Source organism: Paenibacillus sp. P3E (assembly GCF_001909045.1).
Lineage (GTDB): Bacteria > Bacillota > Bacilli > Paenibacillales > Paenibacillaceae > Paenibacillus_AQ > Paenibacillus_AQ helianthi.
Genome location: NZ_LVWH01000203.1, coordinates 20,442 through 37,525, shown reverse-complemented (window position 1 = coordinate 37,525; position 17,084 = coordinate 20,442). Strand labels below are relative to the sequence as shown.

Genomic DNA, 17,084 nt, shown 5'->3' with positions numbered 1-17,084 from the left:
GAGTAAGGGAGACTGGAAGGGATAAGGTTTTTTTAATAATAAATTATATTTACGTTTTATTAGCATTGGTTATTGTGGCTTATCCTGTGATTTATATGATAAGCGCATCCTTCAGCGATCCCAAATATGTTGGGTCGGGTGAAATGTGGCTGTGGCCAAGAGGATTTACATTGAAAGGATATCAAATCGTATTTGAGAATTCAAAAATATGGACAGGGTATGCCAATACGATATGTTATACCTTACTTGGAACAGCTATAAACTTGGTCGTAACGATGCCCGCTGCCTACGCCCTTAGTCGCAAAGATTTCGTTGGCCGCAATTTTTTTATGGGGATGTTTATGATTACAATGTTTTTCGGCGGAGGTCTGGTACCAACTTATATTCTTGTCAAAAACTTGGGGATGGTGAATACGGTTTGGTCCATTGTTATCCCTTCGGCAGCTTCGATCTGGAATATCATTGTGGCCCGGACGTTCTTTCAGTCATCCATTCCGAAGGAACTGCAGGATGCTGCCCAAATTGACGGATGCACCAACATGCGGCTATTCGTCAAAATCATTCTGCCTTTATCGATGCCGATCATTGCCGTCATGGCTTTGTTCTACGGTGTGGGCAACTGGAATAGCTACTTCTCGGCACTTATTTATTTGAATGACGAATCCAAATATCCGTTGCAACTGATCTTGCGTCAAATTCTTGTCCTGCAGGAAATGTCAGCACAGGCAGGAGGAGCGATGGATTCAGCGTCGGCGGCGGCTCTCAACAACAAGGCTGAAGTTGCATCACTCGTCAAATATGCTGTTATTATCGTTTCAACAGTGCCAATCATTGCTGTTTATCCGTTTCTACAGCGTTATTTTGTCCAAGGTGTCATGATTGGTTCCGTTAAGGGCTGATCTTGAACATATATAAAAATTAAAGGGAGGTTGTTAAAAATGAAAAAGCCTCGTAAATCATGGGCTCTGTTGCTGTGTCTCACAATGTTCGGCTCCATGCTGTCTGCTTGCGGTTCAACTAATGATGATAAAAATGCAGCGGGCAACACCAATGCCAATGCTTCAAAAACGGGCTCGGAGGTGAAAAAAGAGGGATTTCCGATCGTCGACAAGCCGCTTACCCTGAGCTTGATGGCACCGGATGTTGGAGTTCAGGATTGGGAAAAGATGGTTGTCTTGCAAGAGATGGAGAAGTTGACAGGGATCAAGTTTAACTATCAGAATGCACCCCAAGACAGCTTTGAAACCAAAAAGAACCTGGTATTCGCGAGTGGCGATGTCCCGGATATATTCTACGCTGCCGATCTTAAACCTGCGGATCAAGTAACATACGGCAGTCAAGGTGTACTTATTCCTCTTGAGGATCTCATTGATAACTACGCGCCGAACCTGAAGAAGATCCTGGACGATCACCCGGATATACGTAAGTCCATGACTACTCCGGATGGACATATCTATGCGCTTCGGACAATCGACTTGTCTGCGGTATGGTATCGGGGTCCAATGTGGTATAACGGCAAGTTCCTCCAAAAATTCGGAATGGAAAATAAACTGCCTGCTTCGACGGAAGAACTGTACACTTATCTGAAGCGCGTAAAATCTGAAGATGCGAATGGCAATGGCAAGGATGACGAGATTCCACTTACCTCTGTGAAACTGGATGATCTGCGCATGTTCTTCTTCGGCTTCTGGAATATGTACGATGAGCAAATCTATGCCGACAAAGATGGAAAAGTACATTTTTCACCTCAAGAAGAAGGTTACAAAGGGTATTTAACATTCTTGAACCGTCTATGGGCTGAGAACCTGCTGGATCATGAGACATTCTCACAAACCGATGAACAGAAAAAAGCCAAGGGTAAAAATAATCAAGTGGCCGTATTCAGCGACTACTACCCTTACTTCACATTAGGCGGTGAGCCAAGTGGAGACAATCCGTTGATGACGCCAGTGAAGAGTGATATTGCAGGATCACCGGTTTACGGCAAACACCCAGGTCTTTCTTCGAATGGTACATTTGCAATCACAAAAAGTAACCCGAACCCTGAAGCCTCGATGCGTTGGGTAGATTATCTCTACAGTTATGAAGGTGCTACATTGTTCTCTCAAGGTCCAGAGAATTTGCTGTGGAAATATACGGATAAAGAGAAGCATGTTAAAGAATGGCTTCCAGTTCCTGGCGGTAAAGACCGTGAAGAATTTAAAGGAACAATGACGCCGAACTACGGTATTTTGAATCCTGGTGTGAACGATAGTTCGTTCAGCTTGGGACTCAAGAGTGATTTTGACAACTGGATTGACAAGGAAAATGCAGAGAAGCTTACACCGATTGCCAAAGTACCTTTCCCAAGTGTATATCTGTCGGTGGATGAACAGTCTGAGGTGTCTGCTCTAATGTCCGATCTGAACACTTATGTGAAACAAATGGAGGCTAAATTTGTAACGGGCGCAGAATCTCTTGATAATTGGAGTAAATATACTGATCAGCTCAAAAAAATGGAAAGCGACAAAATCGTAAAAATCTACCAAGATGCTTATGACCGTTGGAATTCCACCAAATAACCAGGCTCTGTAGCTCATAAAAAAACAACTTCCCGATGATGTTAGATCATGGTCGGGAAGTTGCTATTATTTTGTGAGGTCATCCAAAACAGGAAAATGTGTCTTCTATCTGGAGGTATACCATGAGTGAGTTGAATGTGACGGAACAAGAGCAAGTTGTAGAGCAAGGGGTTCACAATTACAGCAGTGAAGAGCAGTGGGTAAAGCCGGAGAGTCCGCTTCTGCTTGAGCGTCTGGGATGGTTCAAGGATCAGAAGCTGGGACTCATGATGCACTGGGGACCTTACTCGCAGCTTGGTGTGGTAGAATCGTGGGCCCTTAGCGATAAGGATGAGGAATGGTCACGCGACGGGATCGATTGGAATGTCGATACGAATGAGCTGAAGCGTCAATACGTCGGTTTAAACAAAACGTTCAATCCAGTGCGCTTCCAGCCGGAGCTGTGGGCAGAATTGGCTGCCGAGAATGGATTCAAGTACTTGAATTTCACGACCAAGCATCATGACGGCTTCTGCATGTGGGACACTCACACCACGGACTACCGCGTTACAGGTCCGGCTTGTCCCTTCCATGCGCACAAATATGCCGACATTTGCAAGCAGTTATTCGATGCGTTCCGTGCAAAAGGTTTAGGCATCTCTGCTTATTTCTCGAAAGCAGACTGGAACACGCCTACATACTGGGCACCTGGAATGGAGCGCGGTACTTTTACGTCGCGGGGGCCTTCCTATAATCCGAAGGAATATCCTTGGCTTTGGGAGCAATTTGTGAAATTCACCCATGAGCAGATTATGGAGCTGATGACCCGATATGGCCGCATTGAAATGTTATGGCTGGATGCGGGATGGGTCTGTGAAGAGAGCGGCCAGGATATCCGGCTTGGAGAAGTCGTCGAAAAGGCACGCGAAGTACAGCCTTGGCTGCTGTCCGCTGACCGGACTGTCGGCGGAGCCTATGAGAATGTCATTACACCGGAGCAGACCTTGCCTGAACAGCCGTTAAATGTCCCTTGGGAGAGCTGTATAACGATGGGAACCTCGTTCTCCTACCGTTATGAGGACAATTACAAGTCTGTACGCCAGTTGATTCATTTATTGGTTGAAATCGTGGCAAAGGGCGGCAATTTGGCGCTAAATGTCGGACCGCAACCTGATGGGAGACTTTCTCAGACAGCCATTGACCGGATCAAAGGCATGGGCACATGGTTGAACGTTCACGGCGAGGCGATTTATGGGACACGCGTTTGTGAGCCGTATTCGGTGGGGAACTATCATTTTACTCAAACCAAGAATACAACGTATGCCTTCTACTTATATAAAGATGAACATGAGACGGTGAAGGAGGAATTGCATTTACCTGTGCTCCAAGAATTCAGCCGGATTGATCTCGCCGGAGGAGAAGATAACCTGCAGTTTCATCGAACGGAGAATGGGATCATTGTTCGCCTACCGGAGAATGCGGTATCAGAGCCAGCGCCGATTACGCATGTATTTAGGTTGCACAAGCGAAGGGGGAAATGAGAGATGCAAAAGTGGTTCAAAGAAGCTAAACTCGGTATTTTTATTCACTATGGAATCTATGCAGTAAATGGAGTCTCGGAATCATGGTCTTTTTATAATGGGAGAATGTCTTACGAAGATTATATGAAGCAACTGGACGGATTCACGGCATCGAAGTTCGATGCCGACCAATGGGTTGAGTTGATCGAAAAGTCAGGTGCCAAATACGCGGTTCTTACGACGAAACACCATGACGGGGTCGCCTTGTGGGACACGCAATACAGTGACCTGAACGTTGTGAAAAAAACTCCAGCCCAGCAGGATCTTGTTCAAAAATATGCTGAAGCCGTGACAAAAAAAGGCATTCGTCTGGGCATGTATTATTCTCTGATCGACTGGTCGCACCCTGATTATCCAAGTGTATATGAAGACGGTAAAGTTCCTGAGGATTTGAGCAAAGTGAACAAATACTCAAGCCCTACAGACGGTATCCAGGATGAGGAGAAATGGAAGCGTTTTTTACAATTCAACAATAATCAGCTTAAGGAAATTTTAACGAACTATGGTAAGGTCGACCTGCTGTGGTTCGATGGAGATTGGGAACGAAGTGCCCAGCAATGGAACTTGCCCGAGTTCAAGCAATACCTTCAATCGTTCAACCCGGACATCATCATCAACTCCCGTCTGCAAGGACATGGGGATTACAAGACGCCGGAGCAAGGGATACCCATCACCCGGCCGGAGGGGCCATGGGAATTCTGCACGACGATCAACAGCTCTTGGGGATATGTGCCTACGGATAATCAGTACAAATCATTGAACCAGATCATCCGAATGTTCTGTGATTGCATCACTCTGGGGGGCAACATGCTGTTGGATATTGGGCCGATGGAGGACGGAACGATCGACAAGAGACAAGAAGATATTCTGCTGGGGCTGGGTGAATGGATTCGAACGCACGAAGAAGCTGTATTTGGAACAGATGAAGGGATTATGACCCGTTATTACTTAGGCGGCAGCACCATTTCAAAAGATAAAAAGACATTATACCTCTTTGTATATGACGATCCGAAAGAGAACCTATGTCTGAAGGGACTATGCAACCCTATCCAAAAAATCACCGTGCTTCATTCAGGAAAAGAGCTTACCCATGAAATTCACGGCGGGGTTCCCTGGTTCAACATTCCGGGAACAACGTGGATTCATATGACACCCCAAGATACACATGAGCAGGTTACGGTCTTGAAGCTGGAATTCAAAGAGGAGCTTGAAATGTATGGAGGATCCGGCGCTGTGGTTACACATAACTAAAATGCTTGAGTAGGTTGTCTAATTATTAAATGCATCAGATCTGGGATGAGATGAGTGCTCTCTATTTTAAGACATACACAATGAAACAATAGGAGGAGAAAAGATGAAGCTTAGCGGAGTACCAGAGCCGAATATTGAATTTGCTCCAAAGCATTATATTTGCAGGCGCGCTGCCGGGCCGCTCGTCCTGGATGGGCGCGTGGATAAACCATTCTGGGCAGCAGCTGATTGGACGGAGGATTTTGTCGATATCGAAGGGGATCTTCGTCCGCTGCCCGCGAAGCGGACCCGGGCGAAAATGCTGTGGGACGACGAATATTTCTATTTCGCAGCGGAACTAATGGAAGATCAGATCTGGGCGACGCTGACGGAGCGGGATTCGGTCATTTTTTATGACAATGATTTTGAGATATTTATTGATCCTGATGGGGATACACACCAATATTATGAGTTTGAGATCAATGCATTGAACACGGTATGGGACCTCTTCCTGGTGAAACCGTACCGCGACGGCGGACCCCCGGTCAACGGCTGGGATATTAACGGACTTCAGACCGCCGTGCATATTGACGGCGAGCTGAATCAGCCGGGCGCGGCGAATCGGAAATGGAGTGTTGAAGTGGCTATGCCGTGGACCAGCTTGCGTGAGTGCGCACCTGAAGGCCGTCCCCCGGTAAAAGGCGAGTTCTGGCGTGTTAATTTCTCCCGTGTAGAATGGCATATTGAGGTCAAAGACGGAGAATACCGCAAGGTGCTGAACCCGGACACAGGCAAGCCTTACCCTGAAGAGAATTGGGTCTGGTCTCCAATGGGCATTATCAATATGCACTATCCGGAGCTGTGGGGCTATGTCGTATTCGCAGACGAGGACGGCCCTGAATCGTTCCAGCTGCCACCCGATGAACGAATTAAGTGGGAGCTGCGCAAGCTGTACTACCGTGAACGCAATTTCTTCGAAACTTACGGTGAATTCACCTTAGATGAGAATATATTGATGAGAAACGAGCCGTGGAGCATCACACCGGCGATTGAGGCGACCCGCAGGCTGCTGCAGATTTCCGCACCGTCGTCGGACGGGAAGTCAAGCTACTGCATCAGGGAAGACGGAAAGTTATGGAAGGAGTGATTACCAATGACCCAACTGACGTCTGTGTTCTCATTGGATGAAGAAATGATGCAGCAGATTGAGCAGAAATATGATAAAAAAAGACAGATCGCCCAGCCGAGGGAACATGAGCTGTTCGATATCTTTCAGGAAGAATTGACCGAAGAAGAGACATGGGCGCTTAAGTACTTATTTGCGTATATGCCTCTGAATGATTTGGCTGATTATGAGGGTTCATTATTTCTAAGTCATGTGCGCCGAACGCTGGACATTCGCAATCAGGTTCCCTGGGGCAAGCGGGTTCCGGATCACCTGTTTCTGCATTACGTACTTCCGTACCGCGTAAATACCGAGAATATTGAGGATTCCCGCGGTATTCTGTATGACCAACTGGCGCCTCGAACGACGCAATTAAGCATGGCGGAAGCCATTTTGGAGACGAACTATTGGTGTCATGAAAAAGCGACATATATTGGAAGCGACATGCGGACGATCTCCCCGCTGACGATGATTCGCAATGCACGCGGCCGCTGCGGTGAAGAATCGACTCTGGCAGTTGCAGCACTACGGAGCATTGGTATTCCTGCCCGCCAGGTCTACACGCCGCGCTGGGCTCATTCTGACGATAACCATGCCTGGGTGGAAGCCTGGGCTGACGGGCAGTGGTATTATATCGGCGCATGCGAGCCGGAAGCGCAGCTGAATCAGGGCTGGTTCAGTCCGCCAGCCCGGCGGGCAATGCTTATCAATACAAGGATTTTCGCCGATTACCCTGGGCCTGAGGACATCACACTGGCCGATGAGTGGTTCACGGAAATCAATCTGCTGGAGGGCTACGCGCGAACGCGGACCATCACCGTTCAAGTGAAGGATGAGCAGGATTGTCTGGTCAGCGGGGCCTATGTACATTTCCAATTATATAATATGGCTGAATTCTACCCGCTTGCTACACTGCCCACAGACGGAATGGGTGAGGCGTCATTCAAGACAGGGTTCGGTGATCTGATTATCCGCGTTGTAAAGGCAGGCCAGTGGGGAGAAAAGAGAGTCACGGTCTCGGATGGTGAAAACATCGTGATTGTGCTTGGACAGATATACCAGCCGGAAGGAACGGCAGACTTTGATATGATTCCTCCGCCGGAAAGGGAGGGTGATGTTTCGGAACCGGTCTCCCAGGAGAAGATGCAGCGGCATCAAGGCCGGCTCGAAGAAGGAACGATGATCCGTTCAAGCTATGAGGATACGTTTATGGATGAAATACAGGCATCAGAGTTGGCCCAAGCTGCCGGCCTCCCGCAGGACTGGGTATGGGATGTGCTGCGAAAGGCGCGCGGGAATAGCCGCGAGATTGCTGCCTTTCTGCGGGAGCGCTCTGCCGAATATGGAATATTGCCGCTGCGGCTGCTGGAGAGTCTGAATGAGAAGGACCAGATAGATACCGTATATTCTACGCTGGATGATCATTTGATAGGTGCTCTTGCACACCAAAGTAAACTTCCGGAAGAAGTATTTATTCAGTACGTTCTTTGTCCCCGCGTGATGTATGAAATGATTGCGCCCTATAAGCGTTTTTTTCAAACAGCGTTTACCGAAGCGGAATCCGAAAGGTTTAGAGCCGATCCTTCCGAACTTGTTCGCAGGATAGATGAGGGATGGGGCCTCTGGGAGGACCTGCCTAATTTGAAGGGCAAGGGAACGCCAGTAGGCACCTTCCAGATGAAGAAAGGGGACAGAGCATCCCTCGATATCCTCTTCGTGGCTATTTGCCGGAGCCTCGGTATTCCGGCGCGCCTGCATCCGAGTGAACATACACCGCAATATATGGCGGCAGGAAGCTGGGCAGATGCGGTATTCACGCCGGAATCTGTGCTGCCGGAGAAGAAGGGCACCGGAACGCTGCGATTCATTCAGGACAATGAAGCAGCAGCAGAAGCTCCGGCAGCCTCGTATTGGGAGAATTTTACGTTCGCGCGGTTGGAGAACGGTATTTATAAGACGCTGTTCTACCCGTATGGGAAATCGGATGTCTATGATGAACCTTTTGAAGTGGAGCAGGGCTCCTATCGAATGACTACGGGCATTCGTCTGAAGGATGGCAGTGTGCGGGTACGCTTTAATTATTTCAAGGTGCGTGCCGGGGAACAAATTGAAGTTCCGCTGACATTCCGGGAGGTGCCGCTGGACATTCCGGTCCTTGGCAAGTTTGACAGGGACAGAACATTCTCTTTGCCGGACGGAACTGGCAGGACTTTAGGAGAGTTGGTGGGCAAGAGAGGGGCCATAGTCACCTGGATAGAACCGGAACGGGAGCCTTCCAAGCATTTGATCCGCGAACTATGCGAGCTTACAGAGCCGCTTACTGAGCTTGGCGCCCCCGTTGTTCTTGTTGTCGGAGATGGTCACTGGACGTCTTCGTTCGATCCTTCCAGCTATACTAAGCTGCCGGAAGGCACCCTTTTTGTACGGGATACTGCCTATGACTCATTGCCGGACTTCATATCACAGCCTCCGGCGAGTGAGGCGGGCTTCCCGCATCTCTTCGTGCTGGACGGCCAGGACCAAATCCGGTATACGGCGTCAGGGTACAAAATAGGATCCGGCAAAGAGGCATTGCAGGTGCTCTCCGGGGTATGGCAACCATTGACGGATAGGGGGGAATCGAGTCGATGAAGGAGAAAGAGAAGTACATTGTAGCGGGTTATGTGCTTGATTCCAAGCTTTCGGAGATGACACAGGAAGACCTGAATAAACTGACTCATCTGAATGTGGCGTTTGGACATGTCCGGAACGATGAGATCCGCACGGATCATATGAAGCATATGGAGGTTTTGGATGAGATCAAACGCGATCATCCCGAGCTGAACCTGCTGTTGTCTGTCGGAGGATGGAGTGCAGGAGGGTTCTCGGAAGCTGCCGCTACGGAAGATGGAAGAAAACGAATGGCTAATTCCGCACTCCGTGTATTAACAGACTTTCCTTTCGACGGAATCGATCTGGATTGGGAATATCCTTGTTATGGAGAGGCCGGCATCCATTCAAGTCCTGAAGACAAGACGAATTTTACGCTGCTTCTGAAGACGATGCGGGAAGCACTGGATCGTAAAGAAGCACAGGATGCACGGCATTATTTGCTCACCATTGCTGCGGGAGCGGATCAGTATTACGTCGACGGTACCGAGATGGATCAGGTCCAGAATCATATCGATTTTGTTCAATTAATGACCTACGATATGCGTGGAGGATTTCAAGTTCTGACCGGACACCATACGAATTTATATACTCCCACCGGTGATTTATTCCGCATTAGTACAGATGCCTCCGTGCATATATTCGTCCAAGCAGGCGTGCCAAGGGACAAAATCGTGATTGGCGCAGCATTCTACTCCCGTATCTGGAATCAGGTTCCCGATCGTAATCACGGGCTTCTTCAAATGGCCGGAAGCACAGGCGGCTATGGGCCGGATTTCACGGCCCTTGCCTCGGATTACATCAACAAAAACGGGTTTACCCGATATTGGGATGAGGAGGCTTGTGCGCCTTACCTTTTCAACGGTTCAAGCCTCATCTCTTATGATGATGAGGAGTCGCTGCGGCACAAATGCAAGTACGTGAAGAACAACAACCTGGCCGGCATGATGTTTTGGGAGTACAGTTGCGACAAGACACACCGGCTGCTGAATGCCATCCACTCAGGATTGAAGGCAGAGTAGAACTGCTAACTAAACAGAAAAATAAAAATACCAGCTAATTGTGTGTCATGTATACGGTTTTGGATACCCCTAAAGTTAGTTATACTGTTGAACACATAACGAATGAACCTCCATTAAATAGAAGTTTATGAAACTAAAGAGCGTAGGATTACCCTTTCTGAAGATAGCGTACACGTGATCGAGTAACTTGTTGGCGCAATCGATCAATGCTATTTTAGTGGGGCTTTCCTTCACTCTTTTTCTGTCGTAATACTCCCTGAGACGAGGGTTCAATTCTCCTCCTAATCCGCATGTTACCGCTTAAAATATCGACTGTCGTAGTTTTTTGGAGCCTAGTTTCGTGAACTTGTTCTGAGTGGCATGTGTGCCACCAGTTGTTTGGGAGGATGAAACTGCGATGCATCTCCAATTTCAGAAACTATGGCCTTGGCGAATCTTGATTCCGACCCCCTGGGATAGATTCCACTGAACTTCAGCCAGAGCCTCTTACTTTTCCAGAATTACTTTTTCGAGTGCTGCAAGTTGCTTTTGAAATTCCCAAACAGGAGTCAGCAGACTTCGAACCGCCATCTCCAGATACTTTTTAATGTACGTGTACATCTTTCTAAATAAGTTTGGAACCCTTACTTGATCTGCGTAAAGACATTACGATTTAGGTGGAATTATTCCTACCAAAGCTCTCGGTAGAATGGTGACTATCATAATGACCATCATAAGTCTGATAAGGTGCCCGTCTTCTCTTCTGGTATATGCAAACTACGGTACTGACCTGGGGTATACCCGGTCTCTTTCTTGAATTTACGAATGAAATTTGGTGTGTCGAGATAACCGACCTGGACAATAATGTCTTTAAGAGAATCATTCGTTGTAATCAGTTTGTGCATAACTTCATTCATTCTTTTTTGCCAAATATATTGGATAAAATTAATACCTACCTTTTCCTTAAAGGATCTGCTCAGGTGTGAAGGCGAGATACTGTATTCTTGAGAAATAGTTTCCAGGCTAAGTGTATGCTCCCTATAGTGACTGTCTATATATAATACAATTTGATCCATAAGTGTATGTTCTTCATTCTTTTGATCATGCTCAACCTGCGAACAAATCCGCGAAGCCAGGTTTACGAAAGCCTGCTTGAGTTCCTCCAGTGAATTGTAGGTGATCTTGGGCGGAACTTCATGCATCAGATTATGAATTCCAAGCTCAGAGGCAGTCTTTAGCATCGTATTCAGAATATCGTAAACGATGAAGCGCAGGAGTTGTGAAGAGAGCAGAGAAGTTGGCAGTTCGCTGATAGCAACCGAAATAGTTCTCTCTGCAACTTCAAAGCTTCCCTGCTTCAGGCTTTGGGAGAGTTTTAGTAGTACATGATTTGGGACCCAGAAATCTTGTTCAGATGTAGAGAACAGCTTCTCAAAGAACGTAATGCTTTCATGAGATGAAATGTTCGTCTCCAGAGCTGAACAAGCTTCAATATAGGATTGATTTAGAAGAGAAATGCTTGAATAACACGTTCCGACACCAATCACTGGATGGATATCGAACATTTCCAATAAATTATTACGAGTTGCTTCAACTATATGTCTAATGTGATCAAAATTCTGGAGCTTACCGTCCGAATCATAACCGATAATGAGTGCTAGCTGGTTTGGTTGAGGCAGTTCGACACTGTAGGCCCTTGCGGATAATTCAGGGAAGCTAACTTGTGTGAATAGATGGAATATAGCCTGACGATTCTGGCTTTCATCCTGTTTGTTGGAAAATTCATCGCATTCGATAATCACAACAAAATAATGAGAACTTTCAAATGTAAAATCAAAACTGCCTAGAAGATCAGAGGACACACCTTGAGTATTTCCATATTTCAGCAACATCATGAGAACATGATTGCGCGCATAGGGCTCTTGGAGATCCGCACGCACGCTGTGTTCCTGCAGCAATATGCGTATGCCTTCAAGCTCGTTACCGAATGGCCGTTTCGATCTAGATGTTGAATTTGCGAACTTTACCAGTTCGGATATTGGTACATACTGCATTCTGGCCAGCATAAGAGCAATAGCCCCACCAACGGCCACACTGATCAATAACAGCATGATTATAAAGCTGCGTACTTGCAGAACATTACTGAATATTTGAGCGCTGGGCATTAGGGTGACATAAGACCAGCCGTTTTCGGAGGACTTTACGGATATAATGGAGTGCGACTTTCCGTTTAATACCTCATTATGAATACCTGGTTCCAGAATAAATAAGGACTTCACCTCTTGCGTGGACAATGATCTTTCATTACCATTAGAGGTCAATATTTGGCCGTTATTATCAAAAATGTAGGTTAATCCGTGGTAACTGCCCAGCACAGAGTCAATCATCCTGTTGAGTTCAGATTCGGGTATGAAGTACATAATAGTCCCGTGAGGGTTAGGGTTGTTTGGTGTGATTGGAACAATGTAAGCCAGAATTGATTGTTGGAGAGATGGGGTTCGGTTGACTAGATCTGCTGGACGCATCGCCGGAAATTTAACTTTGTTCAAATCATGGAATAGTGTATTCTTGGTCCAATTGTGGAAGCTGTAGTTGCTTGCGAATACCTCCAAATTGGACATGCCCCGGGAAGAATAAATCCGGTCATCATTATAATAATATAGAAACAATTCTCCTATGATCGAACTGGTTGCTTTGTAATTGTTCAATGCACTGATTGCCTCTCTACTGAAATAGGGATCATGCACCCGATATGGTGTTAAGCGTTCGTCATAGGAAATTCGGGAAGCCATATCATTCAATTCCTTAATCCGTCCGTCAATAATCGTTTTGGCTTGGTTCAATTGATTGATGTGGGATAGTTCAATCTCTGATTGGAGGCTTCGGGTCGCATTCCGATAAATGAATGCGGTTACAATAATGAGCGGAACCACCAATATCAATAAGTAAGAAAAGATGTATCTTAGGAAAAGTTTAGATTTAAAGTAACTGCGATTCATTGTAGACTCCCCCTAATTTCATCAACGTTATTTACATTAATCATATCATACCAAAAACTCAGGACTTGCATAGTGGAAATACGGAAATTACAGAGACTGGTCCGTTGCCGTTTGTAGGGGGATAGGAACGTGCTAAATGAAAAGAGATTGTATAGGTAGGGGACTGGAGGGCTCTAACATCCGGATTGGTCATGACCATACACATCGTCATGAGATAGAGAAATTGATCAAGATCTTAAGATTAATCAAGTGGCTCGCATACATTGTTTGCTGAAATGGGTTTTGTTTTGCAGCATCGAGTAACCGTTGAACTCGTTCGTTAATCCACCTCTCTGATCGACCACGTTTTGAAGATAGGAGAGCACTGATTGTATTTTTAAGAGTCTCTTCACTGACCTGTAGAACAGAGGATGAAGTCGGAAACTCATGTAAGAACCGAAGGGATACTTTAGAATACATAGCCCCGAAAACACCTTTGTACGCCGGGAAAACCTGATCTAGAACGGCTTGGAATTGCAGTTTCGTCTGCACGCACATCTTAGAAAAGGATTCGTATTGTCGCGTTAGATAACGCATATTAAGCAGTTGCGCACCTCTTTTTTTGAATGGTTCGATCCTCCCTATAGTAAAGTTCACCCAGAAGATAGGCATCTGCAGCATCCGTTTTCACTTTGCGAAGATTGGTTTTTCGAAGCCGATTAAAAATGAGCGGATTGATAACGATGAATAAATAGTGATGCTCCTCAAGGAACTGAACAACGGGGCTTTGATAGTGCCCGGTTGCTTCCAGGATTATTGTAGGTCGACGTCCTGATGCTTGTTCGACGTCCTGAATGGTTTGAAGCAATATCTTGAGACCATCTCTTGTATGTTCAAAATGAAAGGTTCCTTTGTATGGTTTCCCTCGATCTAAGATAACGAACGAGAAAATATATTTTACCCGGGTAATATTGATTTTATATTTTTACCCGGGTATAATTAGTGAGGCAATCAGAGAGGAGGTCAGCATGAGTAATTCGCTAATGCGCTTTTACTGCACGGCATTTTTGGGTGTGGGAGTCGTCGCCAGTGGTTCGTTACAGCACGTTGTTACTACAGTGAAGAATGCTCTAGATGACAAAGAGCTCACACAGTTGCTTTTATTTGACGATTCCACGGGGAAGCCAATAGATGTTGATTTTCGTGGGAAGACAGATGATGTGCTTAAACGTTTAGGAGAACAGTTTGGTGACTCATCCAGTACAGAAGTGACTCACCAGACTACACGTCGGGTCGGTCGACCCAAGCTGGGGGTTGTATCCGGTGAGGTTACGTTATTGCCTCGACATTGGGAATGGCTCAAGAGTCAACCTGGAGGGGCGTCTGTAACATTACGAAAGCTCATTGATGAAGCTCGCCGTGCTGGAGAGCAACAGAGCACAATCCGAGAGTCACAAGAAGCAACATATAACTTTATGACAGCTATGGCCGGGGACTTCCATCAATACGAAGAAGCTCTACGGGCACTGTATGCTGGTGATTTGGATCGTTTTTACCACTTCATCGATGACTGGGCACCTGATATCAGAAACCATGTCAAGCGATTAGCCGCTAATGCATTCCCCGAAGAGAACTTATGAATGAAAGCATATGAGGGCGTAAAGAATTAAAAAGGACTTGCGGAAGGAGTCACTATGACTCGTGATGTTGTTGACTACACAGCCAATCCTGAACTAACACCAGAGGTCTCTATTAGCGGTGCCGAAGCTTTCAACCGCTATATTGAGCACACCCTCCCATATCTCCGTGAAAGCGGAGGCAACATCGTGTTTCTTGGCGATGGCGGAGAGTTTCTTATCGGACCCGAAGACGAGAAATGGGATCTTGTCATGCTGATCCGCCAGAGTAGCGCGCAGTTATTCCTAGCTTTCTCAAGTCATCAAGACTACCTGGCCGGTATCGGTCACCGGACTGCAGCGATCGAAGATTCACGCCTTCTGCCTATGGCAGAACTTCCGAAACCGAATTAATTGAGGAGAACATGACCATGAACATTTTAAAAGTTAACGGTGTTGAGTTGGCCTATGATAGTTGCGGTAACGAAAATGACGAGGCTATTATCCTAATCGCCGGGCTTGGAACCCAGATGATCCGCTGGACGGTTCCGTTTTGTGAACTATTGGCAGCGCGGGGCTTTCGGGTAATTCGCTTTGACAATCGCGACGTGGGCTGCTCGACACACTATAGTCATTATCGGGCGCTGAATTTTGACGCACTGGCGACTGCTCTCATGTCGGGACAGCGACCGGATATCCCTTACACTCTCGATAACATGGCAGGCGACGCTATCGGACTGCTCGACGCCCTTTCCATTGACCGGGCACATTTCGTTGGCAGGTCGATGGGCGGAATGATCGCTCAGATTGCAGCCAGTGAGTACCCTGAACGGGTTGTATCACTCACCTCCATTATGTCTAGTTCCGGTAATCCCACCCTTCCGCAAGCTTCCCCGGATGTCATGGCGATGATGACTAAACCGGCGCCGAACCCCTTTGAGGATCAAGCAGGATTTTTGGCGCACAGCCTCTCTTTTGCCAAACACATCGCCGGCACCGGCTATCCGTTTGAAGAGGACGCTTATCGGGCGCTCATTCTGGAGGAAATCCAGCGAGCCTACGATCCAGGCAGTGTCGGACGACAAATTGCTGCGATCGCTGTCTCCGGTGACCGTCGTCCGCGGCTGGCGACCATAAAAGTACCAGCACTTGTCATTCATGGGGTGGACGATCCCCTGTTCGTCCCGGCGTGTGGCGAGGACACGGCTTCTGCCATCCCGGGCGCCGAGCTAATGTTGGTTGACGGCATGGGACACGACCTGCCGCACCAACTGTACAAAGAAACAGTTGATGGCATAGTGCGAACGGCTCGTCGCAATTGACACGCGCTTCCTGAATAGCAACCAGCCGGAGTCTCACGCTATCCACTGGGGTTGAGTAGGCCTAAAAGCCATTGCTGATCAATTTGCACCTTTGGCGCATACGACACGGGTGGAAGCGGCTGTGCTCTTGGAACAGTTCCGATTCATCAATTAACGGTGCTTGCTAACAGAGCCTCCATTTTTACGTATATGTGTAATCGATCAAATAAGCGCTGGTTTCATGATACCATTGTGAGCCGGCGCATTTTCTGTGAGGATTTTTCAATTAGAAAAGCAGCGTGGAATAAAGCCATCTAGCTATATTTTATTTTCTGCTGACAATTTTTAGAGAATTAATTGTGGAAATTTAATCAATTTTTATGGCACTTATTGTTCGATAGCAATCCTAATTTTGGTAATATATTGATCTGTATCTTGGACCGCAAAATCATCAATAACATTCTCTTCGTAAGCATCCCCCTTCAATTTTACAGCGTTCTCATAAACATAATCCATAATTTCTGTATACGCTTGGGGTAACGTTTCCCAACTGCCTTTCCATAACATTTGCAGATAAGTGCCGTTCGGCTTTACGAATAGAAAAGGATGATCCAGCTTCGTAGGGACTTTAAGGAAACGCCGGATGGCTGCAGCAACTATGTGTTCAACCAGTGGGAAGTCGGAAATAACGCGCTTACCAAGGTATGGGAAGGAACTGCACCTGATATTTGGGAACAGACTAAGGAATGCAATAAATCGGCTACGTTCTCCAAAGCGCTTGGCTTCTCATTCGATACGTCTCCAGTGAAGACCGAAGTTGCGTCTGTCAGCATTCTTGATGAATTCTTGGGAAAGCTCAAGTCTGCCGGTCTGGGCACAATCATTGCCGAAAAGCAAAAGCAATTGAATGCGTGGGCAAAGGCTAATAATATCCAGTAATCCACTTAAGCTGTAACCGAAGAGAGTATCCCAAACTAACACGGCCTGACGGCCACCATAATGCATGAAAATGTCTTGGCTTGCG

General features: G+C 46.8%; 13 protein-coding genes and 1 pseudogene. 11 read left to right on the top strand and 3 right to left on the bottom strand.

Translation table 11 applies throughout. The annotated features are described in order from the left end of the window. The 7 genes from A3842_RS25445 to A3842_RS25415 form a co-directional block, all read left to right on the top strand. A partial coding sequence (locus A3842_RS25445; RefSeq protein ID WP_074103162.1) for a carbohydrate ABC transporter permease occupies positions 1-899 on the top strand: 899 nt, incomplete at its 5' end. A 39-nt stretch (positions 900-938) separates the two neighbouring features. Then, positions 939-2,561 carry an extracellular solute-binding protein gene (locus A3842_RS25440; RefSeq protein ID WP_074085613.1) on the top strand — a complete coding sequence of 541 codons (1,623 nt, stop codon included), beginning with the start codon at positions 939-941 and terminating at the stop codon, positions 2,559-2,561. 122 nt (positions 2,562-2,683) lie between these two features. Continuing rightward, positions 2,684-4,081, top strand: coding sequence for an alpha-L-fucosidase (locus tag A3842_RS25435; RefSeq protein ID WP_074103161.1), 1,398 nt, complete (start codon positions 2,684-2,686; stop codon positions 4,079-4,081). A gap of 3 nt (positions 4,082-4,084) precedes the next feature. Beyond that, complete coding sequence (locus A3842_RS25430) at positions 4,085-5,371, top strand: alpha-L-fucosidase (RefSeq protein WP_074103160.1); 1,287 nt, start codon at positions 4,085-4,087, stop codon at positions 5,369-5,371. Positions 5,372-5,474: 103 nt separating this feature from the next. After that, entirely contained in the window at positions 5,475-6,497 is a 1,023-nt protein-coding gene (locus A3842_RS25425; RefSeq protein ID WP_074085611.1) for a carbohydrate-binding family 9-like protein, read from the top strand. 6 nt (positions 6,498-6,503) lie between these two features. Next, the gene (locus A3842_RS25420) at positions 6,504-9,146 is read left to right on the top strand and encodes a transglutaminase-like domain-containing protein (protein WP_074103159.1); all 2,643 of its coding nucleotides are present in this window, start codon (positions 6,504-6,506) and stop codon (positions 9,144-9,146) included. After that, positions 9,143-10,186, top strand: a complete 1,044-nt coding sequence (locus tag A3842_RS25415; RefSeq protein WP_074103158.1) for a glycoside hydrolase family 18 protein — start codon at positions 9,143-9,145, stop codon at positions 10,184-10,186. Before A3842_RS25420 ends, A3842_RS25415 begins: the two co-directional genes overlap by 4 nt. Before the next feature lie 710 nt (positions 10,187-10,896). Here the strand turns inward: A3842_RS25415 and A3842_RS25405 are convergent. Together A3842_RS25405 and A3842_RS33915 are read right to left on the bottom strand one after the other, a co-directional pair. Then, positions 10,897-13,164 (bottom strand): helix-turn-helix domain-containing protein, encoded by a 2,268-nt coding sequence (locus tag A3842_RS25405; protein WP_074085607.1) that lies wholly within the window; start codon positions 13,162-13,164, stop codon positions 10,897-10,899. Between the two features lie 222 nt (positions 13,165-13,386). Next, positions 13,387-14,119, bottom strand: a pseudogene (locus tag A3842_RS33915) (IS110 family transposase); the annotation flags it as partial. Between the two features lie 52 nt (positions 14,120-14,171). On the opposite strand from A3842_RS33915, the gene A3842_RS25395 reads away from it, so the two are divergent. From A3842_RS25395 to A3842_RS25385, 3 genes are read left to right on the top strand one after another with little or no spacing between them, the layout of a single operon-like run. Then, positions 14,172-14,783: a DUF2239 family protein gene (locus A3842_RS25395; RefSeq protein WP_074085606.1), complete on the top strand. Its 612-nt coding sequence runs from the start codon at positions 14,172-14,174 to the stop codon at positions 14,781-14,783. A 54-nt stretch (positions 14,784-14,837) separates the two neighbouring features. Then, the gene (locus A3842_RS25390; RefSeq protein ID WP_074085605.1) at positions 14,838-15,173 is read left to right on the top strand and encodes a hypothetical protein; all 336 of its coding nucleotides are present in this window, start codon (positions 14,838-14,840) and stop codon (positions 15,171-15,173) included. A gap of 17 nt (positions 15,174-15,190) precedes the next feature. After that, positions 15,191-16,081 carry an alpha/beta fold hydrolase gene (locus A3842_RS25385; protein WP_074103157.1) on the top strand — a complete coding sequence of 297 codons (891 nt, stop codon included), beginning with the start codon at positions 15,191-15,193 and terminating at the stop codon, positions 16,079-16,081. Between the two features lie 366 nt (positions 16,082-16,447). Here A3842_RS25385 and A3842_RS32200 read toward each other — a convergent pair whose 3' ends face one another. Then, positions 16,448-16,627, bottom strand: coding sequence for a GyrI-like domain-containing protein (locus A3842_RS32200; RefSeq protein ID WP_143186371.1), 180 nt, complete (start codon positions 16,625-16,627; stop codon positions 16,448-16,450). Positions 16,628-16,666: 39 nt separating this feature from the next. Here A3842_RS32200 and A3842_RS25380 point away from each other — a divergent pair, with 39 nt between their 5' ends. Continuing rightward, the gene (locus tag A3842_RS25380) at positions 16,667-16,999 is read left to right on the top strand and encodes a DUF3502 domain-containing protein (protein ID WP_074103156.1); all 333 of its coding nucleotides are present in this window, start codon (positions 16,667-16,669) and stop codon (positions 16,997-16,999) included. Positions 17,000-17,084: the final 85 nt, after the last annotated feature.

Excerpts from the sequence above, each read along its gene's own strand:
- A3842_RS25440 (WP_074085613.1), top strand. The coding sequence starts at position 939 with ATGAAAAAGCCTCGTAAATCATGGGCTCTGTTGCTGTGTCTCACAATG.
- A3842_RS25435 (WP_074103161.1), top strand. The coding sequence starts at position 2,684 with ATGAGTGAGTTGAATGTGACGGAACAAGAGCAAGTTGTAGAGCAAGGG.
- A3842_RS25430 (WP_074103160.1), top strand. The coding sequence starts at position 4,085 with ATGCAAAAGTGGTTCAAAGAAGCTAAACTCGGTATTTTTATTCACTAT.
- A3842_RS25425 (WP_074085611.1), top strand. The coding sequence starts at position 5,475 with ATGAAGCTTAGCGGAGTACCAGAGCCGAATATTGAATTTGCTCCAAAG.
- A3842_RS25420 (WP_074103159.1), top strand. The coding sequence starts at position 6,504 with ATGACCCAACTGACGTCTGTGTTCTCATTGGATGAAGAAATGATGCAG.
- A3842_RS25415 (WP_074103158.1), top strand. The coding sequence starts at position 9,143 with ATGAAGGAGAAAGAGAAGTACATTGTAGCGGGTTATGTGCTTGATTCC.
- A3842_RS25405 (WP_074085607.1), bottom strand. The coding sequence starts at position 13,164 with ATGAATCGCAGTTACTTTAAATCTAAACTTTTCCTAAGATACATCTTT.
- A3842_RS25395 (WP_074085606.1), top strand. The coding sequence starts at position 14,172 with ATGAGTAATTCGCTAATGCGCTTTTACTGCACGGCATTTTTGGGTGTG.
- A3842_RS25390 (WP_074085605.1), top strand. The coding sequence starts at position 14,838 with ATGACTCGTGATGTTGTTGACTACACAGCCAATCCTGAACTAACACCA.
- A3842_RS25385 (WP_074103157.1), top strand. The coding sequence starts at position 15,191 with ATGAACATTTTAAAAGTTAACGGTGTTGAGTTGGCCTATGATAGTTGC.
- A3842_RS32200 (WP_143186371.1), bottom strand. The coding sequence starts at position 16,627 with ATGTTATGGAAAGGCAGTTGGGAAACGTTACCCCAAGCGTATACAGAA.
- A3842_RS25380 (WP_074103156.1), top strand. The coding sequence starts at position 16,667 with ATGATCCAGCTTCGTAGGGACTTTAAGGAAACGCCGGATGGCTGCAGC.